The 15,550-nt window shown below is 62.5% G+C and carries 12 protein-coding genes; 2 read left to right on the top strand and 10 right to left on the bottom strand.

Annotated elements, in window-relative coordinates; translation table 11 throughout:
- Positions 1-130: 130 nt before the first annotated feature.
- The 7 genes from ACYJ11_RS13155 to ACYJ11_RS13125 all read right to left on the bottom strand — a co-directional run bounded on the left by ACYJ11_RS13155 (position 131) and on the right by ACYJ11_RS13125 (position 7,448).
- Positions 131-1,294, bottom strand: a complete 1,164-nt coding sequence (locus tag ACYJ11_RS13155) for a branched-chain amino acid ABC transporter permease (RefSeq protein WP_461648441.1) — start codon at positions 1,292-1,294, stop codon at positions 131-133.
- Between the two features lie 136 nt (positions 1,295-1,430).
- Positions 1,431-2,420: a branched-chain amino acid ABC transporter permease gene (locus ACYJ11_RS13150; RefSeq protein ID WP_461648102.1), complete on the bottom strand. Its 990-nt coding sequence runs from the start codon at positions 2,418-2,420 to the stop codon at positions 1,431-1,433.
- A complete protein-coding gene (locus ACYJ11_RS13145; RefSeq protein WP_461648101.1) occupies positions 2,417-3,115 on the bottom strand; it encodes an ABC transporter ATP-binding protein in 699 nt (232 codons plus the stop codon). Before ACYJ11_RS13145 ends, ACYJ11_RS13150 begins: the two co-directional genes overlap by 4 nt.
- Positions 3,112-3,924, bottom strand: coding sequence for an ABC transporter ATP-binding protein (locus tag ACYJ11_RS13140; protein WP_461648100.1), 813 nt, complete (start codon positions 3,922-3,924; stop codon positions 3,112-3,114). Before ACYJ11_RS13140 ends, ACYJ11_RS13145 begins: the two co-directional genes overlap by 4 nt.
- A gap of 2 nt (positions 3,925-3,926) precedes the next feature.
- The gene (locus ACYJ11_RS13135; protein ID WP_461648099.1) at positions 3,927-5,336 is read right to left on the bottom strand and encodes an ABC transporter substrate-binding protein; all 1,410 of its coding nucleotides are present in this window, start codon (positions 5,334-5,336) and stop codon (positions 3,927-3,929) included.
- A 791-nt stretch (positions 5,337-6,127) separates the two neighbouring features.
- A complete protein-coding gene (locus ACYJ11_RS13130; protein ID WP_188976672.1) occupies positions 6,128-6,460 on the bottom strand; it encodes a hypothetical protein in 333 nt (110 codons plus the stop codon).
- 283 nt (positions 6,461-6,743) lie between these two features.
- A complete protein-coding gene (locus ACYJ11_RS13125; RefSeq protein WP_461648098.1) occupies positions 6,744-7,448 on the bottom strand; it encodes a helix-turn-helix domain-containing protein in 705 nt (234 codons plus the stop codon).
- Between the two features lie 153 nt (positions 7,449-7,601).
- Here ACYJ11_RS13125 and ppc point away from each other — a divergent pair, with 153 nt between their 5' ends.
- A complete protein-coding gene (gene ppc / locus ACYJ11_RS13120) occupies positions 7,602-10,298 on the top strand; it encodes a phosphoenolpyruvate carboxylase (protein ID WP_461648097.1) in 2,697 nt (898 codons plus the stop codon).
- 97 nt (positions 10,299-10,395) lie between these two features.
- On the top strand, positions 10,396-10,848 hold the full coding sequence (locus tag ACYJ11_RS13115) for a universal stress protein (RefSeq protein WP_170097875.1): 453 nt from the start codon (positions 10,396-10,398) through the stop codon (positions 10,846-10,848).
- Between the two features lie 25 nt (positions 10,849-10,873).
- Here ACYJ11_RS13115 and ACYJ11_RS13110 read toward each other — a convergent pair whose 3' ends face one another.
- The 3 genes from ACYJ11_RS13110 to glpA are packed head-to-tail and all read right to left on the bottom strand — an operon-like array spanning position 10,874 to position 15,241.
- Complete coding sequence (locus ACYJ11_RS13110) at positions 10,874-12,250, bottom strand: anaerobic glycerol-3-phosphate dehydrogenase subunit C (protein WP_461648096.1); 1,377 nt, start codon at positions 12,248-12,250, stop codon at positions 10,874-10,876.
- The gene (gene glpB, locus ACYJ11_RS13105; protein ID WP_461648095.1) at positions 12,247-13,521 is read right to left on the bottom strand and encodes a glycerol-3-phosphate dehydrogenase subunit GlpB; all 1,275 of its coding nucleotides are present in this window, start codon (positions 13,519-13,521) and stop codon (positions 12,247-12,249) included. The genes ACYJ11_RS13110 and glpB overlap by 4 nt, the downstream gene beginning before the upstream one ends.
- Positions 13,511-15,241, bottom strand: a complete 1,731-nt coding sequence (gene glpA, locus ACYJ11_RS13100) for an anaerobic glycerol-3-phosphate dehydrogenase subunit GlpA (protein ID WP_461648094.1) — start codon at positions 15,239-15,241, stop codon at positions 13,511-13,513. Before glpA ends, glpB begins: the two co-directional genes overlap by 11 nt.
- Positions 15,242-15,550 lie beyond the last annotated feature (309 nt).

The following is a 15,550-nucleotide window of genomic DNA, read 5'->3' as shown; positions in this document are numbered from 1 at the left end:
TTCGGGTGGTCACACCGCGTGTCGTCTTGCTGTCGATGCGCCGCCGTGGGCCGACCCGGTGGAGAGCGGCCGCCCCACGCCCAGGTCGTCGTTCTGTCAGGCGGTTCGACGGTCGTTTTCACTGGTTTCGTCATTCCGAATCACCCCAGAGCTTCGCCGGCAACGCCTCGGCGAACGTCCCGCCGAGACGCGCCCGAAGCGTCCCGGTCAGGCCGTCGGGGACGTAGAGGACGAACAGCACGAACACGAGGCCGACGTAGAGGCTCGCGTGACCGTTCAACAGCAGGTCGATGAACCCGCCGATGGTCGTGTCCCCGACCAGAGTCAAGTCAAGCGTTTCCTGCCCCAGCAGCGCACGGAGGTAAGGCAACAGGCCGCCGCCCTGTCCGGCTTTCGAGAGGAACTCTCTCACCGTTTCGTCGAACAGGTGGCCGTACAGCGACCCGGCGAGGGTCCCGAAGCCGCCGATGATACTCGCCAGCAGGGCGTCGCCGGTCACCAGGAAGTAAAAGGCGTTCTCCGGGCTGGCCGAGCGCTTGAAGCCGGCGAATAGGCCACCGGCAACGGCAGCGAAGAAGCCGCTGATGGCGAAGGCCCCGAGCTTGTACAGATACGTGTTGTAGCCGATGGCGACGGCGCGCTCCTCGTTTTCCCTGATGGCAATCATCACTCGGCCGAACGGGGAGTGGATGACCCGCTGCATGGCGAAGTAACAGGCCAGGACGACGAGGCCGATCATGTAGTAGGACACTTCCGTCCCGGACAGCGTCGACCCAAGCAGGGCTACCTCGTCGCCGGTGAGGACGCCGATCGACAGCGATAGCTGGTCGATACCGGGGACCCCGATCTGAAAGCCCTCGGCGTGGCTCGGCCCGACCGCCGGGCCGTCCCGGGGGTTGGTCGCCACGTAGTCCCAGCCGCGGACGAACACGTAGAACACTTGCGCGAAGCCGAGTGTGATCATCGCGAAGTAGACGCCCGACAGGCGGAACGAAACGAGGCCGACGAGCATCGCCAGCACGACGGCGATGAGACCGCCGACCAGCAGCGACAGCATGAACGGCGTCCCGGGGCCAAGCAGCGGCAGCTTCCCGTTGGCGATGAGGATGACGGTGTACGCGCCGGTACCATAGAACACCGCGTGGCCAAACGAGAGGTAGCCGGTGTAGCCGCTGATGAAGTCAAACGAGATGGCAAAGAGGCCGAAGTACAGGACGCCGACCATCGTCTCCACCGTCGGCAGGAGCATCTGTGTCTCGGCGCTGACCGGCGAATTCAACAGGATGTGATACACCGGCGGGTATAGCGCCAGCAGGGCGATGACGAGGATGTGGGCGGTGTGGTCCCGCAGGTATTCACGGGGCCATCCCGTTTCCACAGTCGTCGCCGGTGGCTCGGACGCCGCCTCAGCGTCGGCCTCGGTTTTGGCGCTAATGGCCCCCCACCTCCTCGACACCAAAGAGGCCCTGCGGACGGACGATGAGCGTTACCACGAGCACTAGGAACAGGACGAGTTCCGGCAGGCCCGTGAACTCGATGACGTTCTGGAACCACCAGGTCGTCACCGCGTCGGCCATCCCGACAACTAGTGCGGCGACGACGGTGCCCCGGAAGGTCCCGAGGCCGCCGACGATGACGACGATGAACGCCGGCAGCAGCGTCTCGGCCGCGAGCGGGACGCTCGCACCCCAGGTCGGGTCCCACATCAGCAGCGTTCCGGCTGCGCCGGCCAGGCCGATACCCAGCGCGAACACGACGGTAAACACCTGACGAACGTCGATACCGAGCGCCGACGCCATCTCCGCGTCCTCGCTCCCGGCGCGGATGTACAGGCCATAGCGGGTCCGCGTGAGGAACGCCCAGATGCCAAGCACCGTGACCGTACCGAGGAGTATCTGGAACAGCGACATCCACCCGGCGCTGACGGGACCGAGGGCGACCGGTTCGCGCAGGAACTGCGGTTTGGTCGCCAGGGCGGCCTGCCAGTCCGACAGCGGCTGGAGGTCGTAGACTCCCAAGACGATGCGGACGACCTCCTCGATAACGAGCGTCAGCCCGAACGTTAGCAGGATCTGGTATATCGGCGGTCGGTCGTACAGCGGCCGGATGATGGTCGTCTCGATGGCCCCGCCCAGCACCGTCAGCAGCGCGAACACGACGACGATGGCGATGAAGAACAGGCCGAGACGAGTCAGCGGGTCTGTCCCGCCGGTGACCGTCACCACCATCAGGAGACCGCCGAGGTAGGCTCCGACCATCGTCAGCGACCCGTGGGCGAAGTTCAACACGCCCATCAGGCCGAAAATGAGTGTGAGGCCGCTGGCGATCATCACGTACAGCGCCGATTTGGCGAGCCCGTTGACGATGACACCGCCGAGTTCGCCGAGCGTCAGAAACTCCGCGAGCGCGTCGACGATCATGCCGACAGATACCTCCTGAACCGTTCGTCGTCGGCGGTCACCGCCGCCGTCTCGCCGTCGTCGACGACACGGCCCTTGTCGATGATGTAGAACCGGTCTGCCAGATCGAGTGCCAGCGGGAGGTTCTGCTCGACCAGCAGCATCGTCACGTCCTCGCTGGCTTTCGACAGCGCCTCGGCCACGTCGGCGACGATCTGTGGGGCCAGTCCTTCGCTCGGTTCGTCGACTAGCAGCAGATCGTTATCGCCGACCAAGCCGCGAGCGATGGCGAGCATCTGCTGTTGGCCGCCCGACAGCGTGCCAGCGTCCTGTCCGCGTCGTTCTTCGAGGATGGGGAACGAGTCGAAGGCCAGTCGGAGGCCGTCGCGCACGTCGTCGGGGTCCGGTATCGCCGCCCGGAGGTTCTCCTCGACACTGAGTTGGCTGAACATCCGACGGTCCTCCGGAATCCAGCCAAGCCCGCGCTCAGCGACCTCGTGCGTTTCCAGCCCGACCAGCGACTCGTCGCGGAACGTGATCGACCCCTCGCGAGGCGGCGTCAATTGAAGGATGGTCCGGAGTGTCGTCGTCTTACCGACGCCGTTGCGCCCCGCGAGTGCGACCACTTCTCCCGCCTCGACGGAGAGGTCGACGCCTTCGAGGATGTGGCTGTCGCCGTAGTACGTGTGGACGCCGTCGAGTTCGAGCAGGCTCACGCCATCCCCCCCTCCGAGTCCCGGTCGGACCCGGCCGCAGTCGTATCGTCATCCAGACTGCCCGGTTCGTAGCCACCGAGATACGCCGACTGTACGTCGGGGTTGGCCCGCACCTCCGCCGGCGGCCCGTCAGCGATGACTGCGCCCTGATGGAGTACGACGACGCGGTCGGAGACACCCATCACGATGTCCATGTTGTGCTCGACCAGCAGGACTGGGTAATCCTCCGCCACTGCTTCGATGAGGGCCCGGATCTCGTCGACGCTCTCCGAGGAGACGCCGGCGTTTGGCTCGTCGAGCAGGAGGACCGCGGGGTCGCCCGCTAGCGCGATAGCGACTTCGAGCTTGCGCTTCGCGCCATGGCTCAGTGTGCTCGCGAGGTCCTCTGCCCGATGTGAGAGTCCGACCCGGTCGAGAATCTCGTGGGCGCGCTCGGTGAACTCGTCGTAGTGGTCGACGTTGCGCCAGAACGACGTGGCGTCGTCGCTGTGGGCCTGTTCCGCGACCCGGACGTTCTCCAGAACCGTGCTGTTGGGGAAGACGTTCGTCACTTGGTAGGAGCGGTGGATGCCCTTGCTGGCCGTCTCGTGGGGCGACGCGTCGGTGATATCCTCCCAGGTCCCGTCACGACGGAGTTCGACCGTACCCTCGGTGGGCGAGAGGGTCCCGGTCAGCAGATTGAAGAACGTCGTCTTGCCGGCCCCGTTCGGGCCTATGAGCGAGCAGAGTTCGGCGTCAAGTTCGAAGTCGACGCTGTCGACGGCGGTAAGCCCCCCGAACTCCTTGGTCAGTCCCTGTGTTCTGAGCATACCTACAGTGAACAGTCCATCTGGTCGCTGTCCTGCGGAATGGTCGTCTCGTCGGCGCTGATGCGGGCGAGCGGTTCGCCGGGCATAATCGCGGCTCCCCAGTTGTCGGCCCACTCGTCGGTCGTGGGAATCGGGTTTGCGACGGTCATCGCCGAGCGCGCCTGGTTGTTGTACCCTTGGAAAGTGTAGCCGCCCTCGCCTTTCGGCGTGTCGGTGACAGTCATTCCTTTCAGGGCATCGGCGATGTCCGCACCCTCGGTCGACCCGCTCTCCTGGACCGCCTGGTGGATCGCCGACGCACCGGTGAAGGTCCCCGCCGAGAACAGGTCCGGGACGACGCCGTACGCGCTGGTATAGCTGTCGACGAAGGCGTCGTTGATCGGGTTGTCGTACTGGTTCCAGTGGTAGCGTGTCGTGAACGGCCCCAGTCGGGAGTCCCGTATCTTCTCCTCGGTCAGCGGCTCGCCGAGCACGCTCTGCATCGTCCCGCCAACGACGCTGTTGGTGATTCTGGTGGCGAACCCGCCGAACACCCGACAGGAGTACTCACCCGAGAGGAAGGCGTTGAACATCGCCGGAAGTGTCGCAACCGTGAACCCGCCGACGACGCCCTCGGCACCCGCTTCTTCGGCGTTGTCAAGCAGGCCTTCCCACTCGGCGTAGCCCTGCTCGACGAAGCGTTCGCCGACGATATCGACGCCCTCCGATTCCAATACGTCTCGGTAGTTGTTGACCACTGCCCGGCCGAAGCTGTAGTCCGCGCCGAACAGATAGACGCTCGACACGTCCGTCTCTCTGGCGACGTATTTCCCGCCCGAGCGGGCATCCATCGCGGTGTTCTCGCTGGCCCGGTAGACGAGGTCGCTACAGGTATCTGAATTGGACGTGATGTCGGCCGACGCCGCCGGCCCGAGCATGATGGGGACCTGCGCCTGATTGACGACCGTCGTGACGACCCGGCTGGCGACTGCCGAGGACGCACACCCGGCGAGCATATCTACGTCTTCGTTTTCGACGAGGTTCGTCGCCGCCGTCTGGGCCGTATCCGCCGAGAACTCCGTGTCCCGTATCAACAGGCGATACTCCGTGTCACCGGCGGTAATCGTAATCTCGCCGCTGCCGGGGTCAGTCGGTGGGTCGGTCTCTCCCTTGTATGCCAGCCCGGAGAGGAACCCCCACAGCGACTGGTCACCGTAGTACTTGAGGTCGCCAGCGCGGGGCTGAAGGACGCCGATACTGACCGTCTGCATCGAGCCGCCGCCCGATTCACCGTTCGTGCCACTGTCCGTCGTGCCGCCGTCCGAATCGTCCTGTTCAGTCATGGATGAGTCGTCACTGACACAGCCGCTGAGCCCGACAACACCGGCACCGAGCGCGCCGAGAACGCGCCTCCGTGTGGCCGTATTCTGCATAACAAATTATTGTAGATCTGCCGGCCACATAGTGTTCTGAGTTAACATGTTAACGCAGCGGCCAGAACGCAGTTCTCGTCCGTATCAGGACTGGCACAAAAACGGCGGTAGACCGCCTATATCGTTCCTCACTCGGCGAATTATACCCTCAGGACTATTTGCCATCTGCCACGTAGCTGCTTCAGCAGCCGTTATCCGGTACACCTCAGCGGTCACCCACGTTAGTAACGGTGGAATAGCAGAGAGTCCCAGACCAAGCGCCACCACGAACTGTGTGTTAGACGAAATAGAATAGACGTCTGCAACAAAGGTCACTTTGACGGCGGCTAGCCAAACAAGGACCACTGTCGGTATCACTGGGCGCTGACGAAATGATGCCCACACAGACACAGCCAGTAGCGTACTGCCGAAGAGCAGGTACACGAGAGTTATAATTTCGGCTAGGTGCCCGAGTTCGTGGCTGGGATCTATTCGCAGTGTCTCTGATACTCCCTGATCCCCACCCAACAAACATAGAGGCCAGTTAAGTTGAGAACAATAGATGGAATTTGATCCCGAAGTATCCTACCAATTTCCATGGGCGGAATCCATTCTCATATTGTGAAGATCTTGTGTATATTTTCTCACATCCCTGCCGGTGTCTCCCGCAACTTGGTGAGGATGCAGTGAACAGTCCTACTGTATTTAGAACGTTTCACAGTCCACAGCGTGAATCAGGGAACTGGGTATCGGCAGAATTAGATTCTAACTAAGAATGGGTCGTTACTAGCCGTCTCAATCGCACTACGTAATTAGAGAATTTCGTGGTCAGTGTACCGATGCAGGATACCGAGGATGACCACCCACGGCAACATCATTCCGACTGTGATTGAAACCAGAAATCCAATCCGACGGTTCACACCGAGGAAGTCAAACAGTTCCATCCCTCCCGCGAAACCTGCGAAAATGAACACTCCGAGGAATCCGGCAATTGGGATCAGGATGGCCCCAGCAAGCAACCGTCTTGCAAACCTACGATACGGTGCGAGTATAATTCCCAAGAGTAGCCCGAATACCGTTTTGAGGGCTAGCCCAAGCGCTGAGAGTAGTCCTCCAGAAGATGATTCGGCGTCTTCGCCAGCCATTATTATGTCAAATATGGCGTTGTATAAAATACTTTCAGTCGAGATATTATACCCGTCGGCTCCGCTTCTGCACTCGTACTGAGTCCGGACATAGGAATGTGACGATCAGCTCACAGTCCCGAAATCATGCGCGGCAGCCGGTTTCGCTTTGTCTCTCTGGATGGAACCAGCGGGCGGTCTATATTTTGACCCACAGCATCAGTGTTCTCTTGTGGCGATGGAGGTCTTGTGACGGTCTATTACTCCCAGCGGAGAAACGAACAGACCAACGGGGGCATCGAACTCAATCCTCGATGTCGTCCAGCGCTTCGACGACGCGTTCGATCATCTTCCGCTCGCCGCGCCGGAGGTTCTTCGAAACGGCAGGTTTGGACACGCCGAAGTCTTCGGCCAGCGACCCCAGCGTCGCATCACGGGGTGACTCGAAGTACCCTTCGGAGACGGCGGTTTCCAGCGTCTCGCGTTCGGTATCCGAGAGGTCGCGACAGCCGTCGACGAGCGTCATCGCCGCGCCGGCGTTCTGGACGAGGTCCTGCAGCTGTGGGAGCGTCGTCGACGTGCGTTCGATTACGTCGTACTCGTTGTCGCGGTCCAGTTCCGAGAGCGTCGTGTCTGCGTCCCGGCCGCGGTCGAAGCCGACGTGCCAGGTCTCGCTGCCCGCCTCGATGTGGAACGGCCCAGTGATGTAGCCGCCGTTGTCCCTGATGGTCTGCATCGCCGCCGTTTCTTCGATAGTTGTCCTGATGTGAGCGGCGTTGTCTTCCCGGCGCAACAGCGCACAGTCGTTCATGTTTTCGTGGGCTTGCAAGCTGTCCAGCCCCGTATCGAGTACCCCCGTATCCTCGGCTTCGACGATCATCCGCGTCTCCAGCTCCCGCGCGCGCTGGTCGAAGTCCCAGTGTACCGCTGCAAAGGCGACATCGTGGTCTGCCGTCGTGTCGATGAACGGGCAGTCGTACTGCTCCATGTCCAGTACGATATCTATCATTGGCAGTCCACTGTCTCGTGTGTGATTCGTGTGATACGGTAAAGAACCCCACGATTAATAATAGCTATTTCTCGCAACCGGGTTCTTCACGAACGTCTATCCCTGATACACCGTTTCAATAGTGTTTTAGGGCTCGGTTCTGGATGAAGTGGTATGACTTTGCACGCCAGAGAGATAAACCAGGACGTACGGGAGCTGGGTGCGCTCCTAGGCGAAGTGCTGGAGGCACAGACCTCGACCGAGGCATTCGAGACGGTGGAAACGATCCGGAACTCGTGTATCGACTACCGGCGTGGAGACGCCGAGACGCGGGAGGAGGTCCATCGGGCTCTGAACCGACTGAACCCGGAGACGCAGGATATTGTCGCACGCGCATTTACCACCTATTTCGAACTTATCAATCTCGCCGAGGAGCGCGAACGGGTCCGCGAAATCCGAGAGGGCAGTCAGGAAGGCGTGCTGGCCGACAGCGTCGAGGAAGCTGTCCGCGATTTGGCCGAACGCGGTGCAGATCCGGAGGAGTTCGAGCAGGTCCTCGAAGACGTGCTCATCCAGCCGACGTTCACGGCCCACCCGACTGAGGCCCGACGGAAGACGGTGAAGGCGAAGCTCCGGTCGGTCGCCCGTGACATCGAACGACTCGACGAACGGCGGCTCACCGACCGCGAACGGAAGCGCATCGAGCGGAACCTCGACGCCGAAGTGACGAGCCTCTGGCAGACCCCACAGGTCCGTGACCGCCGCCCGGAGGTCACCGACGAGGCGCTGAACGTCCAGTGGTACCTCGAAAACGTCCTGTTCGACGTCATCGACGAGGTGTACGACGAACTCGAACACACCCTCGAAGACGTGTACGACGAGGACATCGACATCGACACGCTCTACGAGTTCCGCTCGTGGGCCGGGTCCGACCGGGACGGGAACCCGTTTGTCACCACCGAAGTGACCGAGGAAACGCTGGAGCGCCAGCGCGACACTGTCCTGCCGCTGTACCGCAACAAGCTCAAAGAGCTCTCCGGCGTGCTGAGTCAGGACGCCTCGAACATCGCGACTGACGCGCTGTTCAACGAGCGACTGGACCGCCACAAGTCTAGGCTCCCCGGCATTGCCACTGAAGCCGAGGAACGGTATCCCGATGAGCCCTACCGCCAGAAGCTCCGGTTGATGCGCGAATCCGTCATCCGAGTCAGCGATGTCCGCCAGGGCGGCTACGAGAACGAGGAGGAACTGCTGACCGACCTCCGCGTCATCGCCGACAGTCTCCGGGAGAACGACGCCGAGGTCATCGCCGAGGCCCACGTCGACCCACTGATCCGCAAGGTCGAGACGTTCGGCTTCACCCTCGCTAGCCTCGACTTACGCGACCACCGGAAGATGCATACCGACGCTATCGCCGAGGCTGTCGACCGGCAAGGCATCGACTATGCGTCGATGGACGAGGACGAGCGTGTCGAGTTCCTGACCGAGGCGATCCTTCAGGACAACCCCGTTATCGACATGGAAGACACCGAGGGGCTCTCAGAGGACGCCACCCGCGTCCTCGAACGCTTCCTCGCGGCCGCCGACTGGCAAAACGAGTTCGGCATCGACGCCATAGACACCTACGCCATCTCATGGTGTGAGGAACCAAGCCACGCGCTCGAGGTCCTGTTCCTCGCCGACCAGGTCGACATCGTCGACCTGCCCGGCTACTGCGGGTTCGACGTGGTCCCGCTGCTTGAGTCGGAGTACGCCCTCTCCGGTGCCCGCCGCATCATGGGCACGCTGTTCGAGAACGAGGCCTACTCCCAGGCACTAGAGGCCCGGGACAACATCCAGGAAATCATGCTGGGATACTCCGACTCGAACAAGGAGAACGGCTTCCTCGCCGCCAACTGGTCGCTGTACAACAACCAGAAGCGACTTGCGGACATCACCGACGACTACGACGTGGAGATGCGTCTGTTCCACGGCCGCGGTGGCTCTATCTCCCGCGGTGGCGGTCCGATGAACGACGCCATGCTGGCCCTGCCAAACGAGACGGTGACCGGCCAGATCAAGTTCACCGAGCAGGGCGAGGCCATCGCCGAGAAGTACGCCAACCACGACATCGCCGAGCGGAACCTCGAACAGATGCTCAACGCCCAGATCCGGGCGCGTCAAAACGCGATCGAGGAGCCCGTCGAGGAGATCCCCGACGAGTGGGAAGAGGCGATGGAGATAGCGGCCGACGCCGCCCGCAACGAGTACCAGGACCTGCTCGAGACCGACGGCTTCGTCGAGTTCTTCGACCAAGCGACGCCCATCACCGTCATCGAGAACCTCAACATGGGTTCGCGGCCGGCCTCCCGGAGCGAGGACCGTAGCGTCGAGGACCTCCGGGCCATCCCGTGGGTGTTCTCTTGGACGCAGGCCCGCTGTATCATCCCCGGCTGGTACTCGATCTCGACCGGGCTGGACGCCTACCTGGAAAACGGCGGCGACATGGAAACCTTACAGGAGATGTACGAGAACTGGCCGTTCTTCCGGACGAAACTCGACAACGCGTCGCTGGCGCTCGCCCGGACCGACCTCGGCATCGCCGAGGAGTACGCCGACCTCGCTGACCCCGAACTCCGTGAGCGCATCTACCCGCGTATCGTCGAGGAGTACGAGGACACCGTCGAGAAGGTGCTCGAGATCACCGGGCAGGACGGCCTGCTCTCGCGGGACTGGCTCAAGGAGAACCTCGAGCGCCGAAACCCGTACGTCGACCCACTGAACCTGTTGCAGGTCCGCCTGCTCAAGCAGTCCCACCGGACCGAAACCGAGCGCCGTACCCTTCGGCTGACCGTTCAGGGTATCGCAGCCGGGATGAAAAACACCGGGTGAGCCACTGAAGCTCACCGGTTGAGGTATCGTTACAACGACTTACTACGAAAGTAGTACCCATCGAAGGATTTACGCGTCTGCCCCCGGAGTAGCCGGTATGGCACTCGAAACTGTTCTTCTCGCAGTTGGACCGAACGACGCCGACCGAATCGACGAACTCGCAGACGCCGTGCTCGATATCGCGAGCCCGGCTGGTGCGACGGTCATCGTCGCACACGTATTCACCGACGACCAGTACGACGGCGTCGTCGATAGGCTCGAATTCGAATCTACCGGCGAAGCCGACCCTGATGAGGTCGCTGACCGCCACACAACCGTTCGAGAACTCGTCTCGCGGTTCGACGACGCCGGCCTGTCGACCCAGGTCCGCGGTGCCGTAGGCAACCACGGCGAGCAGATCGTCAGCCTCGCCGAAGCCACGACCTCGGACCTCGTCGTCGTCGGCGGCCGCAAGCGCTCGCCGACCGGGAAGGCCGTCTTCGGCTCCACCGCACAGGAAGTCATGCTGAACGCGCCGTGCCCGGTCACGTTTGTCCGCGGCGAAGACTAAAACCGCAGAAAACGAGCTTTTTCAGTTACTCTACAAGCGCGGCTTCGAGGAGTTCGAGCGGATGTCGGATCTCGTAGCCGCTGCCGTGTTCCATCTGCATCGCACAGGTCGGGCACTCGGTCATGCCGGTTTCACCTTCGGCGTGCTCCATGTGCTCGAACATCTCCTCGCCGATCTCCATCGATTTCTCGTATTTCTCCTCTTTCCAGCCGTAGGTCCCCGAGATGCCGGAACAGGAGTCGCCGACGTCCTCGACTTCGGCGCCATCCAGGTCGCGGAACAGTTCGACGGCCTGTCGGTCAAGTCCCTGATTCCGTGAGTGACACGGGGCGTGGTAGGCGAACTCCTCGGCCAACTCTCCGTCCACGTCAGCCGCCTGGACTTCGCCCTTCAGGTCCTCGTGGATGCGGAGGTACTCGACAGCCTCGAAGGTGTTCTCGGCGACCTTGTCGATGCCGTCGATATCGAACAGTTCGGGGTATTCCTGTCGGAGTGCCATCGAACACGAGGTACAGGAGGCGATAGCGTGGTACCCTTCGTCGACGAGTTCGGACATCGACGAGACGTTCGTCTCGGCGTGGCGGCGGGCGTCGTCGAGCATCCCGTTGGCGAACATCGGCGTTCCAGAGCACTTCTGCTCGGGCGCGACGACCTCGTAGCCGAACTCCTCGTACACCCGGACCATTGCCTTGCCGACTTCCGGCGTGTTGTAATTGGAGTAACAGCCGTGGAAGTACGCCACTTTCTTGTCGGCATCCTCAGGGAGTCCACGCCGTTTTCGTGCCGCCTTCGCGTTCTCCCGTGACTGGACCTGCCCGCCGCGGTCGGCCCACCAATCGCGGAAGGTCTGTTTCGCGAAGGCAGGGAAGTCACGCTCGCTGGTAACGCCGAGCGTCTTCTCCATGACCCAGCGGGCCGGGCCGAAGTTCATGGCGAAGTTCGCAAGTCGGGGAACCTTGCTCGCCAAGAACGCGGAGGTGCGGTAGTTCGCGAGGATGCGGTTCCGGATGTACTCGACGGAGAGCTTGTCCATCTGCTCGCTGACGTACTCCCCGCGGGCGGTGTTGTGCATCTGGCTGAGCGGGACGCCCGACGGGCAGGCGTTGTCACAGCGCATGCAGTTCGAGCAGTCCATCACCGAGTCGTCGATCTCGTGGTCGTCGTCGGACTGCTTGAGCCGCCACTGTTCGGGGCCCTGGAACTTCGGGCCGGGGAAGTCGTCGTCGACCTCCGCGACGGGACAGTTCGTGTCGCAGGTCGAGCATTTGTAACAGGAGTCCGCGCCGGGACGGAGGTCGAAGTCGTCGCTATCGGGGAAGACGTCGACTGGTTCGAACTCCTCGCCTGTATTCGGTGCTACCGGGTCAAACTCTGTCTCTGGTGGGGTTTCAGCGTCACTCATCGTGCCTCCTGTGCGGCGCGCTGGCCCGCCGCGTAGCCTGTTGCGATCGAGACGCCGCTACCGGATTTCTCGGCGGCGAAGTCGTAGCCGCCCAACACCGAGCCGGCAGCGCGCAGGTTCTCGAACTCGCTGTGCTCGCTCTCATCGAGGGGCCGCAGATCATCGTCGGTCGCCACGCCGTAGCGGGCAAACTCGTGGTCGCCGAACAGTTCGCCCTCGAACCAGTCATAGCGGTCCGCAGCGTGGGGGACGTGGCAGTCGAAGACGGGTTCGTACACGCCCTCCCGGTCGGACTCGACGCCCTTGCCGACGAAGCCGCCGGTTGCGAGGACGTACTGGTCGGCGCTGTTGGGGATCTTTGCGCCGTTTTTCTCGATGAACACCTTTTCGATTCGGTCCTCGCCCTCGAAGTCGACGACGGGATTCCCGGTCTCGATGCTGGCCCCGGCCTCGTCCAGTGCCGAGAACAGCGCGTCTTCGAGACGGAGACCCGGCAGGGATGGCGGCCCCATCGGGACCTCGAACACGTCGACGCCGAGGTGGTCGCCCAGTGCGTCGCGGATCGCGCCGGGGTTGTCGTCGCCGAGAATCGCCGGGAAGCCGACCCGCTCTTCGCCTTCCAGCAGCGGGTTCACACGCTGGGCCAGCGCCTCGCGGGCCGGGACCATTCGCCCGCGAACCGCAACCTCGCTGTTGGTATCGAGCAGTTTGGCATACCGTGTGACCTTCGCGTCCGCGCGCAGGTCGCCCGGGAACCGGATCGTCTCGCCGCGGACATCGAAGGGCACGCCCGTCGCATCGAGATGGGCAGCGACGTGGGGCGCGTCGAAGTCTACCATCTCCTCGATGCCGACCAGCAGCGTGTCGCGGGTGTCGCTGGCGAGGCCAGCACTGGCTCCAGCCGGGTAGCGGGCGGTCGGTTTGATACTCCCGCCATGGGTCGGCAGGAGCGCGTTCGTGTCCGTGTGTTCGCCTTCGTAGGTCGGGACCGCGTCGTCGAACAGCGACAGTGCGTCCCGAACCGTTTCGACGCCGACTTTCCGGTACGGATGAGTCTCCGGCAACGACGGAATCGCTTCGTACGGGTCGGTCAGCGGGCCGTCGCCGTCCGGCGTGTAGCCAAGCACGTCCACCAGACCCGACGCCTGTCGAAGCGTACTCTGTTTGTAGGACACCAGTCGCACGTCCGCTCCCTCGCGGGCGGCCGCCAGCGCACTGGTCAGCCCACCAAGGCCGCCGCCGATAACGAGCACCTCAGACTCAATAGCCATCTGTCCCTCCATCGGCGGCCACGTCCGCGCTGTCGACGCTGCTGCCAGTCTGTCCGCGGCCCGAATCGAACGCCGAGAAGTCGACCGGGTCGCCGTCCGCCGGGTCCTGGTCGCGGTTCTGCGTGGTGGCATGCAACGCGTAGTTCAGCGCCGCCTGGGAGAGCTGCTCGCCCCAGAGGGCGTGGCGCTGACCCTTCCAGCGCTCTTGGAGCAGTTCGTCCCAGGCCTCGCGGACGACCGACTCGTCGTACTCCGAGTGGAGTTCGCTCGCCATCCGGTGCGAGCAGAAGCCGCCCTGACAGTTGCCCATCGACGCCCGGGTTCGGATGCGGACGGCGTTGAGGTCTGAGCCTGAACCCTTGATAGCGTCCTGAATCTCGGCGCGGGTGACGCCCTCGCATTCGCAGACGGTCGGGTTCGGCCCGTCGGTTTTGAGCACGTCGTCGGCCCGGGAGCCGAGTCGCTCGACACTCCGGCGGCCGATCGGCGACCGGAGCCCGAACTCGTCCATGTAGTCCCGGAGCACCGAGAAGTCCTCGCTGCCCGGCAGTGGTTCGTCGGCGGTCCGGCAGTCAGCGTCGATGCCGAACTTCCCGCAGACGTGGTCGGCGATCTGTTCGCCCATCATTCGGTAGGTGGTGAACTTCCCGCCGACGATGCTGGTCATGCCGGGCAGGTCGTCGCGCTCGTCGTGGTCGAGCAGGAAGAAATCCCGCGTGATGTCCGTCGGGTCGTCACTGCCGACGTCCGGTGGTTCGTACAGCGGACGGACGCCCCAGAACGAGCGGATGGTCCGGGCTTCGTCAAGCATCGGAATCAGCTCCGAGAGGGTGTCGATCATCATGTCGACCTCCCACTGCTCCTCGGGGTAGTCCTCGGGGTCTTCGACCTCTTCGTCAGTCGTGCCCAGAATCGCAGTCGTCTCGTGGGGCACGACGATGTCGGCGTCGCCCTTGGGCCGACAGCGGTTGATGACGGTGTCGACTTGCCGGATGTTCATGATTGTCATGACGCCCTTCGAGGGGCGAACTTCGATGTCCAGCCCGGCCATGTCGCCGATGCGACCGGCCCAGGCTCCCGTCGCGTTCACGACGTAGTCAGCACGGATTTCCTCGGTTCCGCCTTCGGTGCCGTGGACCCGCTTTCCGGGACCGGAGTCGTGTTCAACTTCGATGCCGACTACTTCGCCGCTCTCGACGATGAGGTCGGTGACCTTAGAGTGGGTCTCGATGCGTGCGCCGTGTTCCTGTGCGCTCGCGGCGTTCGCGACGACCAGTCGGAACGGGTCGATAGCCCCGTCAGGAACGCTGATGGCCTTGTCGATGTCCTTCGCCAGGTGTGGTTCCATCGCGCGTGCCTCCTCGCCCGAGACGACCTCGGCGGGAATACCGCATTCCTCACAGCCGTTGAGCTTCTTCTGGAAGTACTCCTCAGAGTCCTCAGGACGCTTGACGAACAGGCCACCGGTCATCTCGACACAGTGGCTTGCGATATCACGCAGAACTCGGTTTTCCTCGATACACTCGGTCGCACTGGCCTGGTCTGAAACGGCGTATCGACCGCCGCTGTGGAGCAGCCCGTGCATCCGACCGGTGGTCCCGTGGGTCAGATTTCCCTGTTCTACGAGGGTCACGTCGAGCCCGCGCATCGCGAGGTCCCGCGCGATGCCCGCCCCAGTCGAGCCGCCACCGATGACGGCGATGTGTGGTGTCGGTCCCATCTATCTTTCCGTGGGTTTGGAGCGCATACACTTCACTTTACCGTTGCTGGTGTTTGGGTAGTAAATTTTCTAAGTAATCATGAGGGATAGCTCAAACGCACACTGTTAATTGTGGACTATTAGCATACAAGTCCCACTAACTATTGAGCGGGAGAACTGTACACTCTTTACTATATTCGAGTAGTAGGTGGAAATCTTCAATTTTCGCAGCTTCAATACGGCTGTCTTGGCACTGTATCTGTACCCGAACAGTAGTTATCACTCCTACCGCTTCGACAGTAACTATTATATATTTTGATAGTGGACTAT

The organism is Haloarcula sp. H-GB5 (assembly GCF_054850705.1).
This window is presented reverse-complemented; position numbering and strand designations above follow the sequence as displayed.

Coding starts and splice junctions, on each gene's coding strand:
- ACYJ11_RS13150 (WP_461648102.1), bottom strand. CDS start 2,420: ATGATCGTCGACGCGCTCGCGGAGTTTCTGACGCTCGGCGAACTCGGC.
- ACYJ11_RS13140 (WP_461648100.1), bottom strand. CDS start 3,924: ATGCTCAGAACACAGGGACTGACCAAGGAGTTCGGGGGGCTTACCGCC.
- ACYJ11_RS13135 (WP_461648099.1), bottom strand. CDS start 5,336: ATGCAGAATACGGCCACACGGAGGCGCGTTCTCGGCGCGCTCGGTGCC.
- ACYJ11_RS13130 (WP_188976672.1), bottom strand. CDS start 6,460: ATGGCTGGCGAAGACGCCGAATCATCTTCTGGAGGACTACTCTCAGCG.
- ACYJ11_RS13125 (WP_461648098.1), bottom strand. CDS start 7,448: ATGATAGATATCGTACTGGACATGGAGCAGTACGACTGCCCGTTCATC.
- ppc (WP_461648097.1), top strand. CDS start 7,602: ATGACTTTGCACGCCAGAGAGATAAACCAGGACGTACGGGAGCTGGGT.
- ACYJ11_RS13115 (WP_170097875.1), top strand. CDS start 10,396: ATGGCACTCGAAACTGTTCTTCTCGCAGTTGGACCGAACGACGCCGAC.
- ACYJ11_RS13110 (WP_461648096.1), bottom strand. CDS start 12,250: ATGAGTGACGCTGAAACCCCACCAGAGACAGAGTTTGACCCGGTAGCA.
- glpB (WP_461648095.1), bottom strand. CDS start 13,521: ATGGCTATTGAGTCTGAGGTGCTCGTTATCGGCGGCGGCCTTGGTGGG.
- glpA (WP_461648094.1), bottom strand. CDS start 15,241: ATGGGACCGACACCACACATCGCCGTCATCGGTGGCGGCTCGACTGGG.